Here is a 25,019-nt window from a genome sequence, read left to right as displayed (position 1 = left end):
CCGCTCCCGGGGCGTGCGCCCTTACTTCGACGCCATGTGCGCTCTGCGACGACGCAACAGGGCCGCGCCCGCGCCGAGCATCACGAGCAGGATTCCTCCGATCAGGAGCGCGCCCGAAGCGTCCGCGCCGGTCTTCGCCAGTTCGGGTGACCCCTCGCCGGGGCCGGATCCGGTCCGAGCCTGAGACGACCCATCGGTTACGGTGCCCGGATCGGTGCGGGGATCGGTCGCCGGATCGGTGCCCGGGTCCGTGGCCGGATCGGTACCGGTACCGGTACCAGGGTCCGTGGCGGGATCGGCACCGGTACCGGGGTCGGTCGCGGGATCGGTGCCCGGGTCCGTCGTCGGATCGGTGCCGGGGTCGGTCGCGGGATCGGTCCCGGGTTCCGTACCCGGATCGGTGCTGGGGTCCGTACCCGGATCTGTTCCCGGCTCAGGCTCGACGAGTTCCACCGAGACGGGTTCTGCGACCGCGGCGAACGTGTCCATCGATCGATTCTCATAGGTGACGACCCGGTTCGCGGTGTGCCGGAGCAGCGTCCCCACTCCGTAAGAAGTGCCCTCGGCCAACGCCCCCGCGGGGACCTGGATCACGGTTTCAAACCCACCACCGAAGTAGTTCATGTACGCCTGGTAATACTGCCCGTACCGTGAATCCTCGGAGGTGCTCACCCACCGCGGGTCCCCTCCCTGGCCAGGTACCCACTCCTCTTCGGAGAACAGCGCGACATCAAGGGCGTAGCTTCCGCCCTGCTCCGAGTCGGGAATCGTGAACCCGGCCCCCGAGACGGCGATCGCGCCGCCGTTTTCTTCGCTGAAGCCCGGGAGCTTCCACGCGCTGACCTGCGGGCTGTTGCCCCGATCGGCAACGGCGTAGGGCACCGCTTCGGTTCTCACCGTGAAGCCCTTCTCGGCGACACCGGGAATCCTTCCGGTGGTCGCAACGCCACGCAACACGGTCCCGTTGTCTGCGGCGGTCGCAGCCGGCAGCGTGAGCTGATCCAGGCGTCCCTGTTGCGCCTTCCGGTAGCTCGTCCCCTCGACCGTCTGCCAGCTCTTCCCGCGGTCCCGGCTCTGCTCCACCGTGAAGGTCGTCGCGGGGGGCGACCCCTCTGCGGTGAACGAGAACACGGGCTTGTTCCCCACGGTCGTGTGCACCGGCATCGGCTCGGCCGTGATCGCGAGTTCCTGGAACGGCACGGTACGGACGTACAGGGAGCCCGCGGCGACGGTTCCGGCTGAGTTCGTTCCCGACATTCGAACGAATCGGTCGTTGAATTGCTCGGCCGTGACCGAATCCACGGACCAGGTCTGGGTTGTCTGACCCTCGATGACCGTCCACGGCCCCTCAGGCTCAGGGGCGATCTCCCAGGTCACGGTGTCCGCTCCATCGATCACGGCGGAGAACGTCACCGGGTGGCCCACGATGAGCGGGCGCGGCCGGTCAATCTCGACGTGCTGCATCACCTGGGGAATCGCTACTGGCTCGTCCTTTTCCCCCAGATCAATCACGAGCGGCGTTCCCGGCTTCGCGCCGTCGCCGCCGCTCCCGGAAGAATGCCAGTAGCTTTCGAGTCCCGTTTCGTAGTGGAAATCGACGAAGCTCTCCGGCCAGGAGCCCCACGCGGGGTTCGTCTTGGTGACCGACGATGCGGACACCCGGGGCGACGCGGGATCGCTGGGATCGGTGAGCTTGAAGTAGTCAACTCCGGCGTAGTCGGGCGTGAGTCGCAGAGTTTCGGTGCCGACTTCCACATTCGAGAACGTCGCAACGGTCACCGCCCGCGGGGTGAGCGGGGTTTTCTCCGTGGGGTTCTCCAGCGAGGAGGCCCACCCGCCGGCCGTCGCGGTGAGCACGGCCGTACCGTCTCCCGCAAACGTCAGCGTCGGGTCTTGGATCCACCACGGCACCATCCCGCCGTACCCGTTCGCGCTGGCGGCTCCGGCCCACCGCAGGGTGCCCGCCCCGGTGTCCGGGTCGATCTGCCCGACGCCCCCGTTGAACTGCATGCGTTGGCCCAGTTCCGTCCCGGTTTCGCCGAGGCAGATACTGTTCTTCGTTACGGGAACCGAGGTTCCGTCGGGAGCACGCTTCACGATTCGTACGTCCCCGGCCTCCGCGGCAAAGTCCAGCTGCGTGCCCGCCGAGAAGAAGGAGCACCCGGTGCCGCCCGGGCTGGGCGACTGGTACACCTCGTTGACGCCCCACTCGAGGCGCACGTCGGAATAGCTGTCTGGCGCAGTCTGCCCGTCGGTCGCTCCCGCCGGGCTGGGGGCGCTCAGCCCCATCATCACTGCTGCGAGCGCAGCCACGCGTATTCCGGCACGCAGGCCGGCCCCCCACCGTGTGTTCATGTCCCCTGTGTGCTTTCCCCACGCGTTCGCGTCGGCTCAGTATTCGGGCGGCCCATCACCGCATTCGGGGATCATCATATCGAGGTAAGGCTTCCCTAAAAGAAGAAAGGCGCGCGACACGCGGAGGCGGCGGAAAATACGCCCCGGGGGTACCCGCGCGACCGCCCGAGCCCCCAGCTATTCGGTGCCGGGCCGGAGGGCGAGGTACGGCTCCCGGAGTGCGGGATAGTACTGATCGAACTCAGCGCTTTCCGTCCCCTCGGTCGCGGCAACCAGGAGGTCCAGGTAGTACTCCCAGCCGGGGCCGATGTCCCCCACGTCGGAGTCGGCATCAAGGTGGTGGACAAAGCGCAGCAGGGTGTCCTCCGCACCGTCTTCCTCAAGGTGCAGTTCAAGCTTCCAACTGCCGTATTCGTCGACGGTGTTGAGCGCCAAATGGTTCGGCGCGTTGCAGGCGACGATCTGGGCGCGCACCGCCGGGCCGTTCTCCTCAAAGCGCATTCGGATCCGCACGCCGCCGCCGCGACGCCCATCTCCCTCCCACGGACCGAACCACTGCTCGGTCAGTGCCGGATACGTCAGGTAGGCCCAGGCTTCAGAAATCGGGAGCGCCAGAGACCGAGCGAGCACCAGGTCCACTCCCTGTCGCGACGTGACGAGTCGTCCGCTAATGTCCGTCATCATGTTGGTGTCCTTCGTACGGCGGTCAACGAGTTCGGGTTGACGCGGCTGCGATGTGAGGTGAATAGGTGGGGTTGCGCGATCACGGGTCGGACCACGTACACTCGAGACTGTGAAGAACTAACACGGCACACGTTTCGCGCATGAGGCGCCCGAACGTCGCTCTCCCGGATCAGGCTACCTTGCGGTGCCGCCGGTGGCAGGCTTTTCGTTCGTTCACAGCCCCGCGGAACTCCTGTTCGGTTCGAAAGGCGGCTCGCATGCCCGCATCATCTCACACGTCTTCCCCCAGCCTCAGCGGTGCCGACCGCGCCGTATCGCACGCCGCAGCGCCGGGCGGACAGGGGACCCCGGCGGCGCACCTCAGCGTCGACGGCGTCTCGTACTCGTACCCGGATCGGCGGGTGCTCAGCAGTATTTCGTTCACCGCAAAGCCCGGCGATCGCATCGGGCTCATCGGGGAGAACGGGACCGGGAAATCCACGTTGCTCCGCATTCTCGCGGGCGACCTCGCCCCGAGCCACGGCGCGGTGCACCTGCCGGGGTCGGTGAGTCTCCTCGCCCAGGAACTCCCCTACGCCGAGGACACACCGCTCTTCCGGGTGCTCGACGACGCCCAGGCGGGAGCACGCACCGCGCTGGCAGCGCTGGATCGGCTCGGCGCGGCCCTCGCAGAAGCTCCGAGCGATCCGGCGGTGGCGGATGCCTACGCCGAGGCGCTCGACACCGCCGAGCGCACGGGTGCGTGGACCGCGAATGCGCACCGCGGCGACGTGCTCGCTGGACTCGGCCTGGGCGGGATCTCTGCGCAGCGCCCGATCGGCCAGCTCTCCGGCGGCCAACGACTCCGGCTCTCGCTCGCCGCGCTGCTGCTCACCGCACCGCAGACACTCCTCCTCGACGAACCCTCAAACCACCTCGACGACGCCTCCGCCCGCTACCTCGAACGCGTGCTCCTCGAGTGGCCCGGCATCGTCGTCGTCGCGAGCCACGACCGCACATTGCTCGATGCAGTCACCACCCGGATCCTCGATCTGGATCCGCTGCCCCTCCCAGCGCGCGAGCTCGCCGACGCGGCGCAGGATCCGGACAGCGACTCCGGCACCGACGATCCCGGGGCGGGGTTCGGCGCGCGCATGTGGGGCGTCGGCTACTCCGCAGCCCGGGCCGAGCGACGCGCGGAACTCGCACGATGGCGGGCGCGCTATGCGGCCGAGAGCACCGAACTTGCGGCGCTGCGCCACGAGATCGCGGTCGGCGCACACGAGGTGAACCGCAAGCAGGAATCGAAATCGGAAAGCCGGATCACCCGAAAGTTCTATGCGGACAAGGACGCCCGGGTAACGTCCCGCCGTGCACGAAATGCGCGCGTGCGCGAGGAGACCCTCGAGCGCGAACGGGTGCGGCGCCCCCCCGAGCCACTCCGCTTCGCTGGGTTCTCAAGTGAGCTCGACCGACACGCCGAGACCGGCACCCGCGAGCAGGCCGCGGAATCCCACGACCAGACCCCCGCACTGACGGCCACGGCGGTCGGCGTCACCGGGAGACTCGCGCCCGTCTCGCTCACGATCCCCAGGGGTGGACGGCTCCTCGTTTCGGGCCCGAACGGCGCGGGCAAGTCCACGCTGCTCGCAGCCCTCGCCGGCGCGCTCGAACCCGACACCGGCAGCACGAGCCGGTGCGCCACGCTGGGCTACCTCCCGCAGGAGGTCACCTTCCCGCGCCCCGAGCGCACGGCGGAGCAAGCCTACGAGGACGCGCTGGGATCTGAGCGCGCGGCGCGCCATCCGCTCGGGACGAGCGGGCTCCTCGCCGCTCGCGATCTCGATCGACCGGTCGGGGTATTGAGTGTGGGGCAGCGCCGGCGTCTCGCGCTCGCCCTCCTCGTCGCCGATCCCCCGGAGATCCTGCTGCTTGATGAGCCCAGCAATCACCTCTCGCTCACACTCGTCGAGGAACTCGAAGAGGCGCTCGTTCGGTTCCCCGGCGCGCTGATCATCGCGACCCACGACCGGTGGCTGCGCGAACGCTGGCGGGGTGACGTCGTACGACTCGCCGCCCCGGAGTGAGCGGGGGCCCAGCGCCACGACGGTCGGGGCGTGTTCGAGATGTCGAACCTGTTCTCGGCGTGTTGCCGAAGCACGGATTCGCGTCTCCCCGAAGCCGTGTGGAAGGCGTGAGCGAAGCGCGAGATCGTGTCATTTCGAAGCCCCGAGCGCGGTTCTCCCTCCCCGTCAAAGCTTGCTACGGTGGCTGTTTACGCGCGGCATTACGCGGGTTGCGAGAGGGAAGACAGATGAGCGAGATCAACATCGCACACCCACATGAGTACGACCACCGGCACGCAGATATCTCGTCGGGCTGGTTGCGTGCGACGGTGTTTGGGGCCATGGACGGGCTCGTCTCCAACGTCGGACTCATCGCCGGCATCGCCGCCGCGGGAGCCTCCCCGGGCATGGTCGCCATCACCGGCGTCTCCGGCCTCATCGCCGGTGCCGTATCGATGGCGCTCGGCGAGTTCACCTCCGTGCGCACCGCAAACGAGCAGCTCGACGCGGAGGTCCGCACCGAGCAGGACGCGCACCGCCGCAACCCCCAAGGCGAGCAGGCCGAACTCGCGCTGATGTTCGAGAAGCTCGGCATGCAGCAGGACACGGCGCGCATCGCGGCCAGCGAGGTGCACACGAGCGGGGATCACGCCGTGCGCGTGCACCTGTCGCACGAGCTGGGCATGAGCGAGGACGAGCGCCCGTCACCCTGGATCGCGGCGATCTCCTCGCTGCTGTCCTTCAGCGTGGGGGCGCTCATCCCGATCTTGCCGTTCATCTTTGGTTTCGGCACGCTGGGCTGGGGCCTCGCCTTCGGCGGCCTGGGCCTGCTGCTGGCGGGTGGGCTCGCCGCGCGGATCACCCGCCGCAGCTGGATCGCGGGCGCGATCCGGCAACTCACCTTCGGAGGGATCGCGGTCGCGGCGACCTTCACGATCGGGAAACTGTTGGGAGTTTCCGGGGTCGCGTAGCCGGGTGCACGCCATAGGCTAGTGCCATGCCCAGCCCCGAATTCATCGACGCGACGCTCGCCGTCGTCGCTCGAATCCCCGCGGGGCGAGTCATGACCTACGGCGACGTGGCGCTCGCGATCGGTTCGAACGCACCCCGCGCGGTGGGGCAAGTGATGGCCCTCTTCGGTCACGCCGTGGCCTGGTGGCGGGTGGTCCCCGCCAGCGGGCACCCGCCTCAGGGACACGCGAATCTCGCACTCCCGCGGTATCGGGAGGAGGGGACCCCGCTCCGGCACGCGGACTCTCCCGACTACCGGATCGCCCTGTCGGCCGCCCGCCTCCCGTACACGCACGAGATCTACGCGAAAGTGGCGCTATGAACGACCTCTCCCCGTCTCCCGCCCCGCTGCGCCTCGCGTTTGGACGCGGCATGGCTCCCTCCCGGTGGGCGGAGCGCTGGGAGCAGATCTCGGGGGTGCCGCTCGAACTGGTGCCGGTGAATATCGCCTACGGCCGCAACGACCGCATCGAATCCGAGGTGACGCTGGAGCGGGTGCTGCCCGGGGAGCTACCCGTGGGAAGCACCGAGCCAGGGCGCACCCGGCACGCGATCCAGCTCTACACGGAACGGCTCAGCCTGGTTGTTGCGCGGGATCACGAGCTCGCGGAGCAGGACACGATCTCCCGGGCCGAGCTCGCGACGGTGACCCTCCTCGATCACCCTCAGCACCCGGCCGCGTGGCCCGCGCCGCAGCCGTGGGCGGATCCGAGCTGGATGCCGACCACGCTGCGCGCGGCGCTCCAGCTCGTAGCCACGGGCGCGGGGGGAATCATCCTGCCCACCATGCTCGCACGCCACCTCAGCGACAAGCGCGAGCACGCCCTGCTCGCACTCTCCGACGCGGAAGCGCTCCCCGGCACCACCGTGTGGGCCACCTGGGATGTCAGCCGAGACGCCGCCGATGTGCAGGAGCTCGTCGGCGTGCTCCGGGGTCGCACTGCGCGCAGCTCCCGGTCCGGCACCGACGCCGAGACGGCCGCCGCGAAGCCCGCCAAGCGCGTCGCGAAGCAGACGCCCAAGAGCACCAAGTCCGGCCCCAAGCCGGGTTCGCGCGGTGCCCAGCTTGCCGCGACCCGTAAGAAGCCCCCGCACCGCGGCCGCCGCTAGGTCCCGACTCGCCCCGCGGGGGTACCCTGACACCATGCCCGCACCGGAAACGCTGACCGCGTTCATCATCGCGTCCGTCGCACTCATCGTGGTCCCCGGCCCGAGCGTGCTGTTCGTGATCGGCAGGTCCCTGAGCTACGGCCGGCGTGGCGGGCTCATGAGCGTGCTCGGCAACGGCCTCGGCGTGCTGCCGCTCGTGGCCGCCGTGGCACTCGGGATCGGGGCGATCGTCGCGCAGTCGATCCTGCTGTTCACGCTCATCAAGATTCTGGGTGCCGGGTACCTGATTTTTCTCGGCGTGCAGGCGATCCGCCACCGCGCCGACGGCGCCGATAACACTGCGGCCGTCGGGACGCACCGCATCTCCCCCGCCGTCATGCTGCGGCAGGGTTTCGTGGTGGGGGTCACTAATCCCAAAGCCATCGTGTTTCTCGTCGCCGTACTGCCCCAGTTCGTGTCAGTGAGCGCGGGGGCGGTGCCCGCCCAGATCATGCTGCTCGGCACAATCTTCGTGACCATCGGACTCGTGTGTGACGCCGCGTGGGCGGTGCTCGCCGGATCAGCGCAGCACTGGTTCGCCCGCTCCCCCCGCCGCATGATCGCGGCCCGCGCGGCCGGTGGCGCGCTCATGGTGGGCCTCGGCGGAGGACTCGCCCTGACCGGGCACCGAGACTAGAGCTGCGCGGCCGGCACGTCGAAGGTGCCGCACGCTGTGGGACCCTGCTGGTACCCGATCTGGAACCAGCGCTGGCGCTGCTCCGCCGTGCCGTGGGTGAAGCGCTCCGGGTTCACCCGCACGCCCGCGGACTCCATAATCCGATCGTCCCCCACTGCCGCGGCCGCGCTCATGGCGTCCGCGATCTCCTGCTGGGTAACGGGCTTCAGGAACGGGACCCCCTGATCGTCGGTGACGTTGGAGGCGTTCTGTACCCACGCGCCCGCGAAGCAATCCGCTTGGAGTTCGAGGCGCACCGAACCCGAGGTGGGGCCGGACTCGCGCCCCACGCTCTGCAGCGTCCCGATCTGGTTCGAGATGTGATGGCCCCACTCGTGGGCGAGCACATACATCTGCGAGAGGGATCCGCCCGAGGCACCGTAGTCGCGGGTGAGGGTATCGAAGAACGACACATCCACGTAGATCGACTCGTCACCCGGGCAATAGAACGGCCCCGTGGCCGAGGACGCCGCCCCGCACGCCGACTGCGTCTGCCCGGTGAACAGCACCACCGGCGCCGGGGCACGATAATTGCCGACCTGGGTCGCCCAGTACCGGTCGAGCGAGTCGCTCGCCGCGGCCATGCGGCATTCCACGTCGCGGTTCGCGTCCGCGCCAGCGGCGCATCCCTCCAGCGATCCGGTTCCGGGCTGGGGTTCGGAGATGACCGTGCCGGATCCGAGCGCCTGGTTCAGCGCGGGCGCGAACACGTTCAGGTTGACCCCGAGGAGCTGCGAGCCCAGGGCAAGGAGAAGCGCGACGCCGATCCCGCCGCCCGCGATCATGCCGCCGCGGCGCGCTCCGCCGCCACGCTTCGATACCTTGCTCGTGTCGATCCGCACGTTGTCGTTGAAGGTCACCGAGTTTCCCATCTCCCGTTGCCCGGATCGGTCCGCACTGACGTCGTGCGGTGCCCCGGCAGTTCCACTAGTGCCGATTCTAGTTGTTCCCGATGCCCCGGGAGGAGCGGAAACACGAACCGCGAGGCGGGAACCCGGTGGGGTCCCGCCTCGCGGTTCGTTCGACCAGCGCTACAGTTGAGCAGCGCCCGCCGCGCGCTCCGCAGCGCGGCGGCGCAGCACGAGCAGTGCACCTCCGAGGGTCAGGATCACTCCCAGGGCAGCCGCAACCCCAAGGGTCCCGCCGGTCACGGGGAGCCCGGCAACGCTCAGTACCGGAGCGGGCTCCGGAGCTGTCACCGCCACCACGGCGAAACTCGCCTTCGCGGCACCGCTCCGCTCACCCGAGAGTGTGACCGTGTGCCTCCCCTGTTCGATACGTTCTGGGAGGGTGAAGTCGAATGTCACTTCGCCTCGCGCGTCGGCGATCAGGATGCCCAGATCCACGGGCGCGGATCGCAGCGTCCCCGTCACCGCTTCACCGGGTTGGAAGCCCTGACCGACTGCGATCTGCGCGTCGCCGGCCCGCCGCTCAGCGTGCGCGACCGTCACCGTGGGAAGGCCCACGCGAACCTGGCCGAGCTGCGACACGTTCCCCGCCCGATCGACTGCCTCCACCGAGATGTTGGTGCCGGACTGTGGCTTCGGGCGCAGGGTGATGGAGAACCGGCAGTCCTCACCGGCGACTCCCGTTCCGATCGCGGTGCCGGCGGCGTCTCGGATGATCACGGTCGATCCTGGCTCCGCACAGCCCGTTGCGACCGAACCGTCGGTGACGTCGAGCTCCGGGGACTTCGGCGGGATCGCATCGATGACCACCTTCACCGGTGCCGAGGAGTTGCCAGCCGGGTCGGTGACCACGGCGAACACATCGTCCCCCTCGCCCAGCGCGGTGTCGGGCACAAATCGGAAGGTCCCGTCCGAGTGCACCGTCACCGTGCCCGGGATTGCGGTGCCTGCCGCGTCGACGAACACCAGGGTGTCGCCCGGCGCGATCACGCCGCCGGTCACGGATTTCCCGTTCGACACGTCCAATTGCGGCGCATCGGGCGCGGTCGTATCCACCACCACCGGCACCGGCTGCGAGGAGTTCCCTGCGGAATCCGTCACCACGACAGACACATCCTGCCCCTCGGTCAACGGCGTCTCCGGCACGAACACAAAGCTCCCGTCCTCGTTCACCGTCACCTCGCCCGGGACGGGCTTCCCGTCCGCGTCAACAATCGTCACTGCGTCGCCCGGCGCGATCACGCCGCCCGCCACGGACTTCCCGTTCGACACGTCCAATCGCGGCGTATCGGGCGCGGTCGTATCCACCACCACCGGCACCGGCTGCGAAGCGTTCCCTGCGGGATCCGTCACCACGACAGACACATCCTGCCCCTCGGTCAACGGCGTCTCCGGCACGAACACAAAGCTCCCATCCTCGTTCACCGTCACCTCGCCCGGGATCGGCTTCCCGTCCGCGTCAACAATCGTCACCTTGGCGTCCTCCTGAACGCCGGCGCCCACAATCGTTTTCCCGTCCGACGGCTGCACGGTGATCGCGTCGGGCGCGGTCGTATCCACCACCACCGGCACCGGCTGCGAGGAGTTCCCTGCGGGATCCGTCACCACGACAGACACATTCTGCCCCTCGGTCAACGGCGTCTCGGGCACGAACACAAAGCTCCCGTCCTCGTTCACCGTCACCTCGCCCGGGACGGGCTTCCCGTCCGCGTCAACAATCGTCACTGCGTCGCCCGGCGCGATCACGCCGCCCGCCACGGACTTCCCGTTCGACACGTCCAATCGCGGCGCATCGGGCGCGGTCGCGTCGACGCGCAGTTCAGCCTCGGGCGAGTGAAACCCATGCGTGTCCTCCGCGATTGCAACGATTCTCGTGTCATGTCCCATCACGGGACTCAGTTCGATCGTGAAACTGCCGTCCTCGCCCGCGACGCCGGTTCCGAGCAGGGTGCCTGCCTCGTCCCACAGGGAAACGGTGTTCCCGGGATCCGCGACCCCCGTCACACTCGTCCCATTGGACGGCTGGAGTTTCGGTGCCGAGGGGGTCGCGACGAATGTCGTGACGGCGTTCGCGTCCGCGTATTCCTCGTTGATCGTGAAGCCGAGGATACTCTCCCCGGAGGACTCCGAGGTCACCGTTGCCGTGTGCCGCCCCTCCCCCTCATTGGCTACCGCGGAGAGATCGCCACGGCTCGCAGTGATGTCCACCGTGCCATCGGTATCGGCAACGAGGTTGCCGTGCGCATCGCGCAACGTCACCGTCACGACGCCCTGATCAGTCCCGTTCGCCTCGAGCACGTCTCGGTCAATCTCCACGGTCGACGTCTCGGTCGATGCCGGCCCCGCGATGAACTGCAGGTCCGCGCGGTCACCGACGGGTGCGTCACCGATCAGCGCGGCGGCAATGGAGTCCCCCACAACGGTCGAGCTGAACGCGACGTTCACGATCCCCGAACTGTTTGACACGAACGGTGCCATCCCGACTGCGACACTCTTCGCCGCGGCGAAGTCGACGACCTGCCCCGCCACCGGGTTTCCGAATCGGTCGACCACGGTCACGGTGCCGGTGTAGACGTCGACTCCGTTCGCCACGACGGTGCCGCCGGGCGTCACGGTCCAGGAGGAATGCTCCGCCGACGCTGCGCCAGCGACAAAGCGCACGCTCCTCGGACTTCCCTGGAGAGGAACTCCCTCGACCGTTGCCGAGATCCGAGCGTCGCCCGCCGTTTCGCTCGCGATAGTCGTGGTCGCCACGCCCTCCGCATTTGTCGTCGCCGTCGCCGGATCGAGCTGGGCTCCATGCTCGGCGCTGAAACGGACCTCCGTGCCAGAGACAGGGTTCCCGTGCGCATCGGTCACGGTCGCCGTAGCCTCATGGGTGTCCGCCCCAACGACAGCGTCGCCGTCCGAAGTGGTGAGGGTCGATGCTCCCTCGGCGCCCAGCGAGGGAGCCCCAGCGACAAAGGTCACATCTTGCACGGTGCCGATCCGATCCGCGCCCAGCACCGCCCCGATCGGGTAGCTGCCGGCGATCGTCGACGCGAAGGTCGCGGTCGAGACGCCCTGTGCGTTGGTCGCGGTCGGTCCGGAAATCAGCGTCACGCCCACGGGCAGGATCACTCCGGGTGTCTCGCCGTCCGCGGGCGAGTTCTGTTTGTCCCGGATGGTGAGCGTGGCGGTAAACGTTTGCTCACCGTCGGCCACGACGGCCGTATCGGGAGTGACGACCCACGAGGAGTGCGCCGCGCTCGCGGCACCCCGCACAAACTCAGCGATCACGGGGGCTACACCGATGGCCGTCGGACCGAACGTTGCCACCACCGCGAAGGACCCGGCGGTCGTCGAGGTCAACGTCGTGCTCCATACCCCGTCGTCCCCTGTCGTACCGCTCGCAGCATCCAGGACCGGACCATCCACGATAACTTCCACGGTCGCTCCAGAAACCGGATTGCCGAAGGCATCGCGAATCGTGGTGGTCACCCGGTGCTGGGCCTCCCCGTTGGCCTCCACCGCGCCATCCGTAATCGTTACCGTCGAGGTGCCGTCGACGCCCACCGACGGGGCTCCCGCACCAAAGCTCACGGTCCCCGGGCTACCGGTGATCTCCGTCCCGCCGAGCGTGGCTGCAACGGGGAACGCCCCTGCGCGCGTGGAGCCGAGGGTCACGGTGGCGGTCCCGTCCGCGGCGGTGGTCACGGTCGTCGACCCCGCCACTTCCAGCTCGGTGTCGAGCTCGACGGTCGCGGCCACCGGGTTGTCGAACGCATCGCGGGTCATGATCGTCGCGGTGTGTTGCTCGCTGCCCGCGACTTTCGTCCCCGTGCTCAGCGTCAGCTCCGAGTTCGCCGCTGCCGCGGCACCGGCGACGAAGTTCAGCGTCGCGGGGCTGCCCGGAATCACCGACAGCCCGCGGGTACCGAGGAGCCCAAAGTGCGCCTGACCGGTCAGCGTGAACTCCCCGGCGCGCGTCGCGGTGACCGTCGCCTCATAGACTCCCGGGGTGGCGGACTCGGTGACGGCCGAGAGCGCCGCCCCCTCGGCCGGATCCAGCCCGAGCGAGATCGACGATGCGAGCCCGGGCACGGGATGATCTCGCTCATCGTTCAGCGCGATCGTCACTCTGTGAGCGTCGGTCCCATCAGCGTCGCGGGGGCCCTCGCTCACCGAGAGCGAAGAGGTCGCAGCGGTCGTCACCCCGGCGGTGAACGCGACCTGCGGCTGTGCGATCAGGGCCTTGCCGTTCACCGTTCCGGTGATGGTGCTCGTTCCCGGTCGGCCGGACGTCAACACCGCGGTAAACGTCCCGTCACCGTTCGGTGTCACCTCGCTGAGTTCACCCAGTGTCGCCTCAAGCGTCACCGTGTCGCCCGCCTTCACGACGGGATTGCCCAGAGCGTCCAGGAGGGTCACCGTGATCGTTGCGGGGCTCGTGCCATCGGCCACCAGCTGTGCCGGGGTCGCCTCGATCGTGGACCGATCGAGACTCGCGTTGGCAGTGACGGTAACCAGCGAGCTCGTCCCGCACGGGGCAGGGTTCTCGGGGTTGCAGGGCGTCACGTTGATGCCAGTCGTTGCGAACTCCGTGATCGCCACCTCGTGGGTACCGGCCGCGACCGCTCGAAGCGTCAGTGTCACCTCGCGGGTGGTTCCCGTCGGGATCGATCCAATGCTCCAGCTCCGACCATCCGCACTCACGGTGCCGTGCCCCGCAGCGCTGACGTATTCAAGCCCCTCGGGCAGCTCCAGTTCGGCAACCGCATGTGCTTCATCTCCGGTACCGGAGTTTGACGCGGTCACCGTCACCTCGAACTCGTCCGCGATCCCCACGTCCGTAGTTTCCGGGCCAACCCCGCCCTGGAGTGCAACCGTGGAAACATCCTCCGCGTAGGACGTGTAGTAGGTGAAGGTACGGCTTTCGCCCGCCGGAATCGTCTCATGCCAGGACGTCCCGAACGCATTGTCGATGTCCGGGCTGTCGCACGGAATCAGGGTTCCCGAGAAGTCCACGCAGCCATTCGGGAGCTCGTCACCACGCTCGATCGCATGTAGGGCACCGAGGTACCCCCCGCCCACGAAGCGCGCACCGGGAGTGACCGTGATGAGCGAGATCCGCTCGGAGCCGATGGGATCCCTCGGGATGCAATCGATCTTCCCGGGGCTGATCGCGTTCGTCCCAACGTCCGACTGCCCAAAGTAGCAGTCGCCAAACACGCCCGGAGCCACCTCCCAGTCTCGTGAAGAGGCGTTCGATACGGTGATGTCGCTTCGCACGTACTCGGTGCCGAGGGTGAGCGACTGCTTATGCGCGAAACTCAGACCCGGGACCTCTTCGGTCAGCGACGTGGACTCTTGCATGATCCAGGCGGGATCGGTGGCGCTTCCCGTGCCCCCTTTGGAGCTCGTCTGGGCGTTCACCTCCAGGTACTGGTAGCTGCTGCCTATCTTGACCGGGAAGATCGGGTGGTAGACGGTGGTGGAATCGAATCGATAGAACGGATCCCCGAACTCCTGCGACACGAGTCGCGTGGTCCAGGGGAAGGCCCCATTCTCGTTCGTCAGCTCAGTGATGGGGTTGTCGGCGACCAGGATCTGTCGATCGGTGTGCGTGGTGATCGTCGGGACAACAGCGTTCGCGGCGACCGGCTCACCAATGGCTGGGCCCGCCACGACGAGCGCGGCCGCGAAAACTGCGAGGGACCGGCGGAGCCGTAGCCCAATGCGGGATCGGACCGGCGGTGCCGCCGATTCGAGGATGTGCGGAGGATGGAAAGTCATGGGCGATCTCCAGGTCACGGGGCAGGGAAGCTGAGCCCTCATCGCACGAGCGCGAGGCGGCACTCTGCAACCGTAAAGATTTCCGGGTTCCTCCCTCACGAGATTCACCGATTTCCGTGGCGGTACCGCACACTGCAGTACACCGCCGATCCGGTGCTCAGTAGTGACGCGCAGCGGCCCCCGTCACCCCATTTCTCCTCCGCACACACGAACGGGACCCGCCCGAGCCCGCTGCGAGCGGCTCGGACGGGTCCCGTTCGGCCCGCCTCGGCGTCAGGACGCCCGCTGCGCTGCCGCTTCGCGGCGCTGTGCCTCCTGCGCGCGCTTGCGGAGTTCCTTCTCGTGCACGGGCCACGTCCCCGCAGCCTTGGCCGCCTCAACGTAGGCGTGCGCTTCGTCCTGCCGTTCGGCTTCGATGCCCGTCGCGATCTCGGCGCGGAGCATCTCGGGGGTGAGCCCGAATGCGTCGACAAGGTCAAGCGCGTGGTCGCTCAACCGCCCGATCAGCCGGTCAATGTAGGCGGTCACCGCGGTGGCCCGCTGGCCGGAGATCCGTCCCTGCACGAGGTACCATGCGGCGTGACGCTCGATCAGCTCGAAGCCGAACAGATCCCGCAGCCAGGTGAGCACCTGTCGAGAACCGGGGTCGGTGATCTGCTCGATTCCGTCCGTGAACGCTTCCCATTGCAGCAGCTCGGCGTGCGCGCGGGCCGCCTGGATGAGCTTGTGCTGCTGCGCGTTGAAGGCGTCCTCGCTCGCCTGCGCGTACCCGCGCTTGTCCCCCTTCGGGACGTGCTTCGTGCCTTCCCGCAGCGCCTGCGCGATCTCGGCCACCATTGTCTCCACACGATCTGCGAGCAGGGCACGCTGCGCTTCCGGCGAGCGCAGGCTTTCCACCGAACGCGCCATCTGGCCCAGATCTGCGATGCTCTGCCCCAGCTGCCGCAATCCGAAGCGGCTCACCCGGTCTCCGAGCTGGCTCGCCGCGGCCTTCGCCAGCGCCGCCTTGTCGCCCCCCGCGAACTGCTGTGCGTAGTCCGTGAGGAGGCGCTTGCCCACCAGCTGGAGCAGCACGTTGTTGTCGCCCTCAAAGGTGACGTAGATGTCGAGGTCCGCACGCAGGCCGACCAGCCGGTTCTTCGCGATGAAGCCGGCACCGCCGGTGGCCTCGCGCGCCTCCTGCAGGGTGTCGAGCGCGGCCCAGGTGGACAGCGGCTTGAACGCCGCGGCCAGTGTCTCCAGGTCCTCGCGGTTCTCGTCGGTGTCCTTCGCCCCGGAGAACACTTCGTCAAACACGGTCAGCAGGCGCTCGCTCGCAAACGCCATCGCGTAGGTCTCGGCCAGGCGCGGGATCAGGCGACGCTGGTGCAGCCCGTAGTCCATCAGCACGGTCTCCCGGCCGGAAGCCCCCGGGAACTGGCGTCGCTCGCTGCCGTAACGGATCGCGATCGTCAAGGCCGCCATCATCGCTTTCACCGCGGACCCGTCGAGGGAGACGCGCCCCTGCACCAGCGTGCCGATCATCGTGAAGAAACGACGTCCCGGGCTTTCGATCGGCGAGGAGTACGTGCCGTCCGGCGCGACGTCACCGTAGCGGTTCAACAGGTTGGTGCGCGGGATCCGCACGTGCGTGAAGTGGAGGCGCCCGTTGTCGATCCCGTTGAGCCCGCCCTTGACCCCGTCATCCTCGGAGCCGACGCCGGGGAGGAGGGTCCCATCGGGGGTACGAATGGGCACGAAGAATGCGTGCACGCCGTGGTTCACGTCCTGCGTGATCAGCTGGGCGAAGACCACCGCGGCTTGGCCGTGCAGGGCCGCGTTGCCGAGGAACTCCTTCCACGCACCCGTAAAGGGCGTGTGGATCTCGAACTCTTCGGTCTCCGGATCGTAGGTCGCCGTTGTTCCGACCGAGGCGACGTCCGAGCCGTGCCCGATCTCGGTCATCGCGAACGCGCCGGGCAGTTTCAGGCTCATGACGTCCGGTAGCCACTGCTCGTGGTGCGGCCGCGTCCCCAGGTGGAGGATCGCGGCACCGAACAGGCCCCACTGGACCCCGCTCTTAATTTGCATGGACGGGTCCGCAAGGACCAGCTCCTGGAACGCGGCGATGTTTCCGCCGTGGTTGTCGCTGCCGCCGAGGTCCGAGGGGAACGCTCGCTGGATTGCGCCCTCTTCGACAAGGATGCCGAGCTGGCCGAGCACTCGCTCGCGGTGATCGTCCATCGTCTGCCCGTTGATGGTCTGCAGACGCGGGTCCGCGACCAGGGCGCGGGACTCCAAGCGCTCGCGCTTCCATTTGCCGAGCAGCGCGTCGCTGACGACTTCGGTGTTGAGGCGCGGGTTCGGATGGGAGGTGGTGTCGCTCATCGTGGCTCCTTCGACGTGACAGGCGGGATCGCGGAAGCGATCCGCACCGCATAGTGCCAGGCTAGGCCGGGCCCCGCCCGGCGACAAGCAGCCCGAACTCACTCCACAACCGGTTCCTCGCCGCAGCAATCCAACTTGTCGAGAACCTCCAAGTTCACCCTCCCCGCACTGGAGAGTGCAACCAAGCGCCGCGGGGGCGCGCAGGCTAGCGGGTCCGCTTCGCTCCGCCCGCAGCCTTCGGCACGAACTCCCCGAACTGCTCGGCTTCGATCCCCGCATGCTCCAGGATCTCGCGCATCGACTGCTCTCGGGGCTTCGGGATCACGGTCACCACGCGCCCGTCTCGGCCCGCCCGGCCCGTGCGCCCGGCCCGATGCAGGTAGGTCTTAAAGTCGTTCGGCGGATCCGCCTGAATGACCAGGTCGACGTCATCCACGTGGATCCCGCGCGCCGCCACGTCGGTGGCGACGAGCACCGACGCCTTCCCCGTCGCGAAATGCGCCAGGTTGCGCTCTCGCCGTGACTGACTCAAGTCGCCGTGCAGGGAGGTGACGCGGAGTCCCGCCTCAGCGAGCACCTCCGTGATCTGCTCGGCGTATGCCCGCGTCCGGCAAAACATGAGCACCCGGCCCGGCGTCTTCGCGAGCTGCACCAGGGTCTGCTCCTTGTGGTCGCGCGCGACCATGTGCACGCGGTGCCGCACACGTCCGCTCGCCGCGGGCTCGGCCTCGTGCACGGCCGGATCGCGGAGGAACTCGGCGACAAGCTCGGACACCCCGCTGTCGAGGGTCGCCGAGAACAGGAGCCGTTGTCCGTCGCGCTGAGTTTCCCGCAGCACCCGTTGCACCGGTTCCAGGAACCCCAGATCGCACATGTGGTCTGCCTCATCGAGCACGGTGACGAGCACCTCGCGGAGGTCGAGCTTCCGACGGGTCACCAGATCCTGCACTCGGCCCGGCGTACCGATGACGATATCGACGCCGCGCTCCAGCGCGTGAATCTGCGGGTCGATCGGAATGCCGCCCACCATCTGTGCGGTGTAGAACCCGACGGAGCGCGCGATGGGCTGCACCGTGCGGTCGATCTGCAGCGCGAGCTCGCGGGTGGGGGCGAGGATCAGCGCGCGCGGGTTCCGCGTGGCGGTGCGCTGCACCCGCACCCCCCGCTGCGCGCGCGGGGCTTTGCTGCCCGGCTTCGCGCCGAATGCGCCCTCGGCTTTGAGCTTGAGCATCCGTTCGACGAGGGCCGCACCAAACGCGATGGTCTTGCCGGATCCCGTCCGCGCACGGCCGAGAATGTCGCGGCCCGCGATCGTGTCCGGGATGGTCGCCACCTGGATCGGGAACGGCTGCTCGGCGCCGAGTTCGCCGAGCACCCGCACGATGTTGCCGCCGAGCCCCAAATCCGTAAACCGCACGCCCGCGGCATCCGCTGCGGTGGTGATCTTCGCCTCAAGTTTGGGCAACGGGGTGGCCGCGGCCCGCGGCTGGCGCGGGGCGCGAGGTGCCACGCGCTGCGCTCCGGCGTCCGCGCGTTTCGGCTCGGCCGGATCACGCTTCTTCGCGGCGGCGTCGGCGCGATCCCGACGAGTCGCGTCAGCCTCGGTCGGCCGCCCACCCCCGTGAAATTTCCGCCCGCGGGGCTTTCGCCCCGGTTCGTAGTTCGCGGGTGGTTTGAAGCCCCGCCGCCCCTTCTGCGCCATGTCTACCGTTCAGTGTCATCCGGAGCGACGCCGTGCGCGCCGCCCTCATTCTTCGAGGGCTCCGCGGCCGAGCTTCCCTCGGAGTTCGAGGCGCCTGCCGCGACTTCCTCGTCAATCTCTTGTGTTGCCTGCCACAGCAGCTGTTCCCAATTCAGCTCCCCGGTGACCGGCGGCGCGGGAGCTTCCGCGACTTCCGGGACATCCGTGGCATCCGGGACATCGGGCCGCGCATCGATGGGATCTGCAGCGGGATTCGCCGCGGGTTCCCCACGCGGCTCGTCGACCGCGAAGTCGAATACCTCAGGGGTGAACGCCGTGGGATCAGCCTCCATCGTAGCGGCTTCCTCCTCACGTGGAGCGGTGGTGGCCTCCGGCTCGGGCGCTGACGGGACGCTCGGCTCGGTCTCGGTCTCGGTCGCGGCACTGCCACCCAGCCGGGCGTCAATGGGATTGTCGGCCCCGACGAAGCCCAGATCTTCAAGATCGAGCGACATCTGCTGCGTGTTCGGTCCCATCTCGGGGGCCGGGGCGTCCGGCACCGATAGCGGTGCCGGATCGGCTACCTCGGGCTCGCGCACGTCAGCCTGGGGTGCGTCAGGCTGGGGCTCGGCCGGCACCGTTCGCGGCTCGGGCAGGACGATCGGCACGGGTGCAGACACTGGCTCAGGCACGGGTGCAGACACGGGCGCGGCCACGGGCGCGGCCACGGGCGCGGCCACGGGGGCCGGCACTGGGACCGTCTCGGTCCCGGGCTCAGCCGCCGCCAGTTCGGTGTCTCCCCCGCCCTCGGTCACCGGCTCCGTCTCGGCCACCGGCCCGGTCCCGGGCTCGGCGACAGGCACCGGCGTCACATCACCGGCGCTCTCAGCATCGAGGTGACCGGCACCCGAAACACCCGAAACATCCGAGACGCCAGTGGCACCCGCAGCACCTGCGGCACCCGCAGCACCCGCGACATCCGAGACACCCGCGTGGTCGACAGCGGCGAGTGCCGCCGCCCCGGCGAGACCGCTGCCCGCGAGCACGAGGCCGTCCGGGCCGGTCGCCCCGGCGGTGCCAGCGGCCTGCGCCGCACCGCGCCGGCGGAGCGGCCCGCGTGGACGCTTCGGCTCGGGATCGGCCCCCGGATCCCGCGGGCCACCGCGGCCCTCCCGTCGGCGCTCGACCGCGTAGTACAGCGTCGGCAACACGACGAGGGTGAGCACGGTCGAGGACAGCAGGCCACCGATCACGACGACGGCGAGCGGCTGGGAGATGAAGCCGCCCTTGCCCGTAATACCCAGCGCCATCGGGGTGAGCGCCAGGATGGTCGCGAGCGCGGTCATCACGATCGGACGCAGACGCTGCAGGGAGCCGTGCGTCACCGCTTCCTTCAGCGGTTCCCCGCGGTCGCGGTACTGGTTCACGAGGTCGATGAGCACGATGGCGTTCGTCACCACGATCCCGATCAGCATGAGCACGCCGATGAGGGAGGCAACGCCGAGCGGGATGCCGGTCACGATGAGGAGCAGGATCGCCCCCGTCGCCGCGAACGGCACCGAGATGAGCAGCAGCAGCGGCTGCAGGAGGCTGCGGAACGTTGCCACCATGACGACGTACACGATCAGGATGGCGGCGAGCAGCGCGATACCGAGCTGTTCGAAGGCCTCGGCCTGCTGCGACATCACGCCGCCGATGGTCGCCTTCGCCCCCGCGGGGAGGTCCACCGCGTCAAGCGCACGGTTCACGGCCGCACTCGCCGCGGTCAAGTCGTCGCCCTGCGGCAGCGCCGAGATCGTCACGACGCGCGCGGTGTCCTCGGTCCGGATCGTCACCGGGCCGTCAGCGACGGCGACGGTGGCGAGCGCGCTGAGCGCCTGCGGTCCGACGGCGGTCTGGATCGGCAGCGCGGCCACGCCGGCCTGGTCCGTCGGGGCCACGGTGTCCGCAAGGTACACGGAGGTGGTGGTCGAGTTCAGGGTGATCTGGCCGATCTGGTTCGGCTGCATCTGCTGCGCCACCTGACCGGCGACCCCCGCCTCGGTGAGCCCGGCCGCGGCGGCGGCGGCCCGGTCGACGGTGATGGCGAGGTACGGGCGGGACAGCGCCAGGTCGCTCTCGACCTGTTTCAGCCCGTCCTGATCGCGGAGCTCAGCGAGAACCGCATCGCTCGCGGTCGCGAGGGTGTCCTGATCCGGCGCGCTCACGACCACCTCAATGGCGCTCGACATGGTGACGCCACCGCCCGATTGGCCGAGGGAGAACTCGCCGGCATCGCCGAGGCCGTTCACGGCGGCGCGGATCGCGTCCTGCGCCTCCTCCTGGTTCGCGTTCGGATCGGTCGTGAGCGAGTAGTTCACGGCACCGTCGCCGCCGCCGCCGAAGATCGCGGCCATGCCGCCGCCCGAGCTGCCAATGGTGACCTGTACGGTCTCGACCTCGGGCAGCTCGGCGAGCACCTGCTCAACGCGTTCGGCCTGCGCGAGCTGGGCGTCGAGGCTGGTGCCCGGCGCGAGGGTCTGCACGAGGCCGACGGAGTTCTGCTCGTCCGCGCCCATGAAGTTCGTCTTCATCAGCGGACTCGCGGCGATCGTCCCGCCGAACACGAGCGCGGCGATCATGAGCGTCACCGCGGGGCGGCGCAACGTCCAATCGATCACCGGGTGGTACCAGCGCTGCAGACGCGTCTGCGCGGGATCTGCCTCGGCGACCGCGGTCTCCCGTCGGCGCGCGTGCCCCGGCTTCAGGAACCAGTACGCGAGCACCGGGACGATCGTGAGGGACACCAGGAGCGAGGCGACGAGCGCGATCGTGACGGTGAAGGCGAACGGCCGGAACAGTTCGCCGACCATGCCCGCGACGAACGCCATCGGCAGGAACACCGCGACGGTCGTGATCGTGGAGGCCGTGATCGCCCCCGCGACCTCGCGCACCGCCATCGTGATCGTGGCTGCGCGGTCGGTGTCGGAGACCAGGTGCCGCTTGATGTTCTCGACGACCACGATCGAGTCGTCGACGACACGGCCGATCGAGATGGTGAGCGCGCCGAGCGTCAGCATGTTCAGCGTGTAGTCCGCGAAATTCAGGCCGATGAAGGTCAGGAGCACGGACGTGGGGATCGAGATCGCCGTGACGAGGGTGGCGCGCACCGACATCAGGAACACGAGGATCACGAGCACCGCGAAGAGCAACCCGAGCAGCCCCTCGGTGGTGAGGGTCTCGATCGAGTCCTCGACATAGGGGGCCTGGTCGAACACCACGTTCAGCGTGATCCCGCCGAGCTGATCCTCGAGTTCCGCGAGCTGGTCCTGCACCGCGTGCGACACCTCAACGGTGTTCGCCGCGGAGGTCTTCGTGACCGCGATCGTGAGTGCGGGGGCACCGTCCACCCGCGAGATGCTCTCCACCGGGCCCGGTTCGAGCCGCACCTCGGCCACGCTCCCGATGGTGATCGGGGTGAGCGCGGGTGCGGGCTCGGCCTCGGGCTGCGCCCCCGGACGGGTCGGGACCTGCTGCCGGGCAAGCTCCTCCTGCTGGGCCATCATCTGCTCGGCACTGACCGGGAGCGGGAGCGCCGCGATGTCTTCGGCGGAGGCGACCGTGCTGCCCGCCTGCACGGACAGGGTCTGCTCGCCCTCGGTGATGGATCCCGCGGCGACGAGCACACCGCTCTGCTGCAGCGTGTCGGTGATGGCTTGGACGCCGATTCCCTGCGCACCGAGCGCCTCGAAGTTCGGGACGATCGTGATCCGGTCCGGCCGCGCACCCGAAAGCTGCGCGTCGCGCACGCCGTCGAGGTCGCTGAGGTCCGCGATCGCGATCCGCTCGACGATCGCCGCGGCTTCCTCGGGCGTCTGCCCATCCGCGGGGGTGACCGCGATCTGGATCACCGGGAAATCGTCAATGCTGCCCGACATCACCTGGGTGTCGGCCGCCGCGGGGAGCAGCTGCGAGATCCGGCTGACCGCGCGCTCCACTTTCTGCTCCGTCGCCGCGATATCCACCCCGTAGGTGAACTGTGCGAGCACCATCGACGCACCCGTGCTGGAGGTCGCGTTCGAGGATTCGAGCTGTGGCACCCCGCGCAGCGCCGTCTCGATGGGTGTCGACACTTCCTTGTTGACGACCTCGGGTGAGGCGCCCGGGTAGCTCGTCACCACCGCGATCGCGGGGAACTGCACGGACGGCATCAGTTCCTGCTTGAGCGATCCCACGCCCAGCAGGCCGAAGACCGCCGCGACGATCGTCACGAGCGCAATCAGGGCACGATTTTTCAGGCTCAGCGCCGTGAGATGGTGCATAAGTCCTGATTCTCCCACGTTGCCGCGGCAAACCACGCATTCGATTCGTCAAACTCGTCAGTGTAGGCATCCGTGACCAGCGATAATGGCGTCATGGCGTCCTCACGAAATGCCCGCACACTGGGTGCGGTCACCCCCGCAGACTTCGCGCGGCTTCGCGACCTCAGACGGATGCAGGGCATCGCCGTCGGGCTCCTGATCGGGATGGCCGTCATCTTCGTCGTGTCGTTCGTGCTGCAGGATCGGTACCCCTGGCTCGGCTATGTGCGCGCCGCGAGCGAGGGCGGCATGGTGGGCGCGCTCGCGGACTGGTTTGCGGTGACGGCGCTGTTCCGGCATCCGCTGGGCATCAAGATCCCGCACACCAACCTCATCTCCAACAAGAAGGACGAGATCGGCGAGGGCTTGGGGGCCTTCGTCGAGGAGAACTTCCTCGCCGACGATGTGGTGCACGAGAAGCTCTCCCAGGTCAGCGGGGCCCGGATGGCCGGCGACTGGCTCTCGCAGCGGCCGAACGCGGAGCGCGTCGGAGAGATGGTCGCGAGCGCCGGGCTCGGCGCGCTGACGGTCCTCGACGACGGCGACGTTCAGGAACTCATTGAGGTGCTGGTGCGACGGCATGTCGTTGAACCCGAGTGGGGTCCGCTGCTCGGGCGCGCAGCCGAGTCGTTCCTGGAGGGCGGCCATCACGAGGCGCTGCTCGACATCGCGGCGGATCGCCTCGAGGACTGGCTCGTGCAGCACCCGGAGGCGTTCGACCGGGTCGTGTCCTCGCGGCTGCCGTCCTGGGTGCCCAGCATCGTGGACCGCTTCGTCGACACCAGGCTGCACGCCGAGGCCGTACGGTTTGTGCAGACCGTGGCCGCGGATCACCAGCACCCCTTCCGGCTCGCGGTCGGCAAGTTCCTCGGAGACCTCGCCCGGGATCTCCAGGAGCAGGAGCGCCTGCAGGAGCAGCTCGAGAGCTTCAAGCACGAGGTGTTCGATAGCCCACGCATCCGGGCGCTCGCGGCAAGCACGTGGGAAACGGCGCGCGCGGCGCTCGTCGCGATGCTCGAGGATCCCGCGAGCGACCTGCGGGTGCGAATCGTGAGCGCCGCCCAGGACTTCGGCTGCAAGCTCGTGAGCGATTCGACGCTGCAGTACAAGATCGACGTGTGGGTGATGGGGGTCGTGGAGCACCTGGTGCACCGCTACCGCCACGATCTCGCGGGGGTCATCAGCGAGACCGTGCAGCGCTGGGACGCCCGCGAGGCGGCCGAGAAGATCGAGCTCCAGGTCGGCAAGGACCTGCAGTTCATCCGGATCAACGGCACCGTGGTGGGATCTCTGGCGGGCCTGGCGATCTTCAGTATCGCCACGCTCGTGATCGCCCCGCTCGTGGGGTAGCTGCGCGCGTTCCGCTTAGTCGCCGAACGCGACGGGCAGCAGCATGTCCTGGACGCGATCTTTGGCCGCCGTGTGGTCGGCGCGCGTTGCGATGGCGCACCGCTGGTCACGGCAGTCGAAGCCGTCAACGACCGGATCCGGCACGGTGAGCGTGGCGGTAAAGGTACCCCGATCGGCATCGGCGTAGCCCTGGGTGGCGAACGCGCGCCACGCCCACGCGTCCGTGATCCACGCGCTCGAGAGTCCCGCCTGTGCGCCGGCATCGCCGGCCTCAGCCCCCTCGGGCACACCGCCGAGGCACGGGCCTGGCTTCTCGTCTGCGGAGGCCGGAATTCCGCAGATGGCAAGATATATGCCGATTCCCGCATCAAAGCCGTCGCCGGTCACGACCAGCGTGTCTCCGGGACGCAGCGAATCGAGCTCAGCAGGCTTGCCATCAGGGGTTTCCACGCTCAGAGTCCGCGTTCTCCCGTCCTCACCGGTAGCGCTCACTGCCGCAACATAGCCCGTCGGGATCTCCTGTCCGGAGCCGCCAGCACTCTGGTGCGTCAGGATCGGGAGCAACACCACGAGGACGCCAGCCAAGACGAGCACCGCGATCCCGAGCAGCACAAAAAGGACGATCCGGAGCGGGCGTCGGGCGGTGCGAGTCATACACACATCGTAACGGGGCGACAA

14 protein-coding genes are annotated in these 25,019 nt (G+C 68.7%); 6 read left to right on the top strand and 8 right to left on the bottom strand.

What is annotated here, in order from left to right:
* Window positions 1-21 precede the first annotated feature (21 nt).
* Together D3230_RS05725 and D3230_RS05720 are read right to left on the bottom strand one after the other, a co-directional pair.
* On the bottom strand, window positions 22-2,355 hold the full coding sequence (locus tag D3230_RS05725; protein WP_202344036.1) for an LPXTG cell wall anchor domain-containing protein: 2,334 nt from the start codon (window positions 2,353-2,355) through the stop codon (window positions 22-24).
* A 177-nt stretch (window positions 2,356-2,532) separates the two neighbouring features.
* Window positions 2,533-3,039 carry an SRPBCC domain-containing protein gene (locus D3230_RS05720; RefSeq protein ID WP_237466961.1) on the bottom strand — a complete coding sequence of 169 codons (507 nt, stop codon included), beginning with the start codon at window positions 3,037-3,039 and terminating at the stop codon, window positions 2,533-2,535.
* 257 nt (window positions 3,040-3,296) lie between these two features.
* On the opposite strand from D3230_RS05720, the gene D3230_RS05715 reads away from it, so the two are divergent.
* From D3230_RS05715 to D3230_RS05695, 5 genes are all read left to right on the top strand, one after another.
* Window positions 3,297-5,105 (top strand): ABC-F family ATP-binding cassette domain-containing protein, encoded by a 1,809-nt coding sequence (locus D3230_RS05715; protein WP_202344035.1) that lies wholly within the window; start codon window positions 3,297-3,299, stop codon window positions 5,103-5,105.
* Between the two features lie 227 nt (window positions 5,106-5,332).
* Window positions 5,333-6,055 (top strand): VIT1/CCC1 transporter family protein, encoded by a 723-nt coding sequence (locus tag D3230_RS05710; RefSeq protein ID WP_202344034.1) that lies wholly within the window; start codon window positions 5,333-5,335, stop codon window positions 6,053-6,055.
* Between the two features lie 26 nt (window positions 6,056-6,081).
* Window positions 6,082-6,417, top strand: a complete 336-nt coding sequence (locus D3230_RS05705; protein WP_202344033.1) for an MGMT family protein — start codon at window positions 6,082-6,084, stop codon at window positions 6,415-6,417.
* Window positions 6,414-7,205: a LysR substrate-binding domain-containing protein gene (locus D3230_RS05700; RefSeq protein ID WP_202344032.1), complete on the top strand. Its 792-nt coding sequence runs from the start codon at window positions 6,414-6,416 to the stop codon at window positions 7,203-7,205. The genes D3230_RS05705 and D3230_RS05700 overlap by 4 nt, the downstream gene beginning before the upstream one ends.
* A gap of 34 nt (window positions 7,206-7,239) precedes the next feature.
* The gene (locus D3230_RS05695) at window positions 7,240-7,881 is read left to right on the top strand and encodes a LysE family translocator (RefSeq protein WP_202344031.1); all 642 of its coding nucleotides are present in this window, start codon (window positions 7,240-7,242) and stop codon (window positions 7,879-7,881) included.
* On the opposite strand, the gene ypfJ is transcribed toward D3230_RS05695, so the two are convergent.
* The 5 genes from ypfJ to D3230_RS05670 all read right to left on the bottom strand — a co-directional run bounded on the left by ypfJ (window position 7,878) and on the right by D3230_RS05670 (window position 22,952).
* Window positions 7,878-8,780 (bottom strand): KPN_02809 family neutral zinc metallopeptidase, encoded by a 903-nt coding sequence (gene ypfJ, locus D3230_RS05690; RefSeq protein WP_202344030.1) that lies wholly within the window; start codon window positions 8,778-8,780, stop codon window positions 7,878-7,880. The genes D3230_RS05695 and ypfJ overlap by 4 nt on opposite strands.
* 171 nt (window positions 8,781-8,951) lie before the next feature.
* Window positions 8,952-14,603 (bottom strand): invasin domain 3-containing protein, encoded by a 5,652-nt coding sequence (locus D3230_RS05685; protein WP_202344029.1) that lies wholly within the window; start codon window positions 14,601-14,603, stop codon window positions 8,952-8,954.
* Between the two features lie 273 nt (window positions 14,604-14,876).
* Window positions 14,877-16,970, bottom strand: a complete 2,094-nt coding sequence (locus tag D3230_RS05680) for an acyl-CoA dehydrogenase family protein (protein WP_202344028.1) — start codon at window positions 16,968-16,970, stop codon at window positions 14,877-14,879.
* 205 nt (window positions 16,971-17,175) lie between these two features.
* Complete coding sequence (locus D3230_RS05675) at window positions 17,176-18,672, bottom strand: DEAD/DEAH box helicase (protein ID WP_202344027.1); 1,497 nt, start codon at window positions 18,670-18,672, stop codon at window positions 17,176-17,178.
* A gap of 2 nt (window positions 18,673-18,674) precedes the next feature.
* Entirely contained in the window at window positions 18,675-22,952 is a 4,278-nt protein-coding gene (locus tag D3230_RS05670) for an efflux RND transporter permease subunit (RefSeq protein ID WP_202344026.1), read from the bottom strand.
* 93 nt (window positions 22,953-23,045) lie between these two features.
* Between D3230_RS05670 and D3230_RS05665 the strand changes: the two genes are divergently transcribed.
* The gene (locus D3230_RS05665; protein WP_202344025.1) at window positions 23,046-24,341 is read left to right on the top strand and encodes a DUF445 domain-containing protein; all 1,296 of its coding nucleotides are present in this window, start codon (window positions 23,046-23,048) and stop codon (window positions 24,339-24,341) included.
* A gap of 15 nt (window positions 24,342-24,356) precedes the next feature.
* Here the strand turns inward: D3230_RS05665 and D3230_RS05660 are convergent, their stop codons facing one another.
* Window positions 24,357-24,995 (bottom strand): hypothetical protein, encoded by a 639-nt coding sequence (locus D3230_RS05660; RefSeq protein WP_202344024.1) that lies wholly within the window; start codon window positions 24,993-24,995, stop codon window positions 24,357-24,359.
* Between the last annotated feature and the right edge of the window lie 24 nt (window positions 24,996-25,019).

It is taken from the genome of Leucobacter chromiireducens subsp. solipictus (genome assembly GCF_016758195.1).
Taxonomy (GTDB): Bacteria; Actinomycetota; Actinomycetes; order Actinomycetales; family Microbacteriaceae; genus Leucobacter; species Leucobacter solipictus.
The sequence above is the reverse complement of the archived record's forward strand: the minus strand, read 5'-3'. Positions and strand labels throughout refer to the sequence as shown.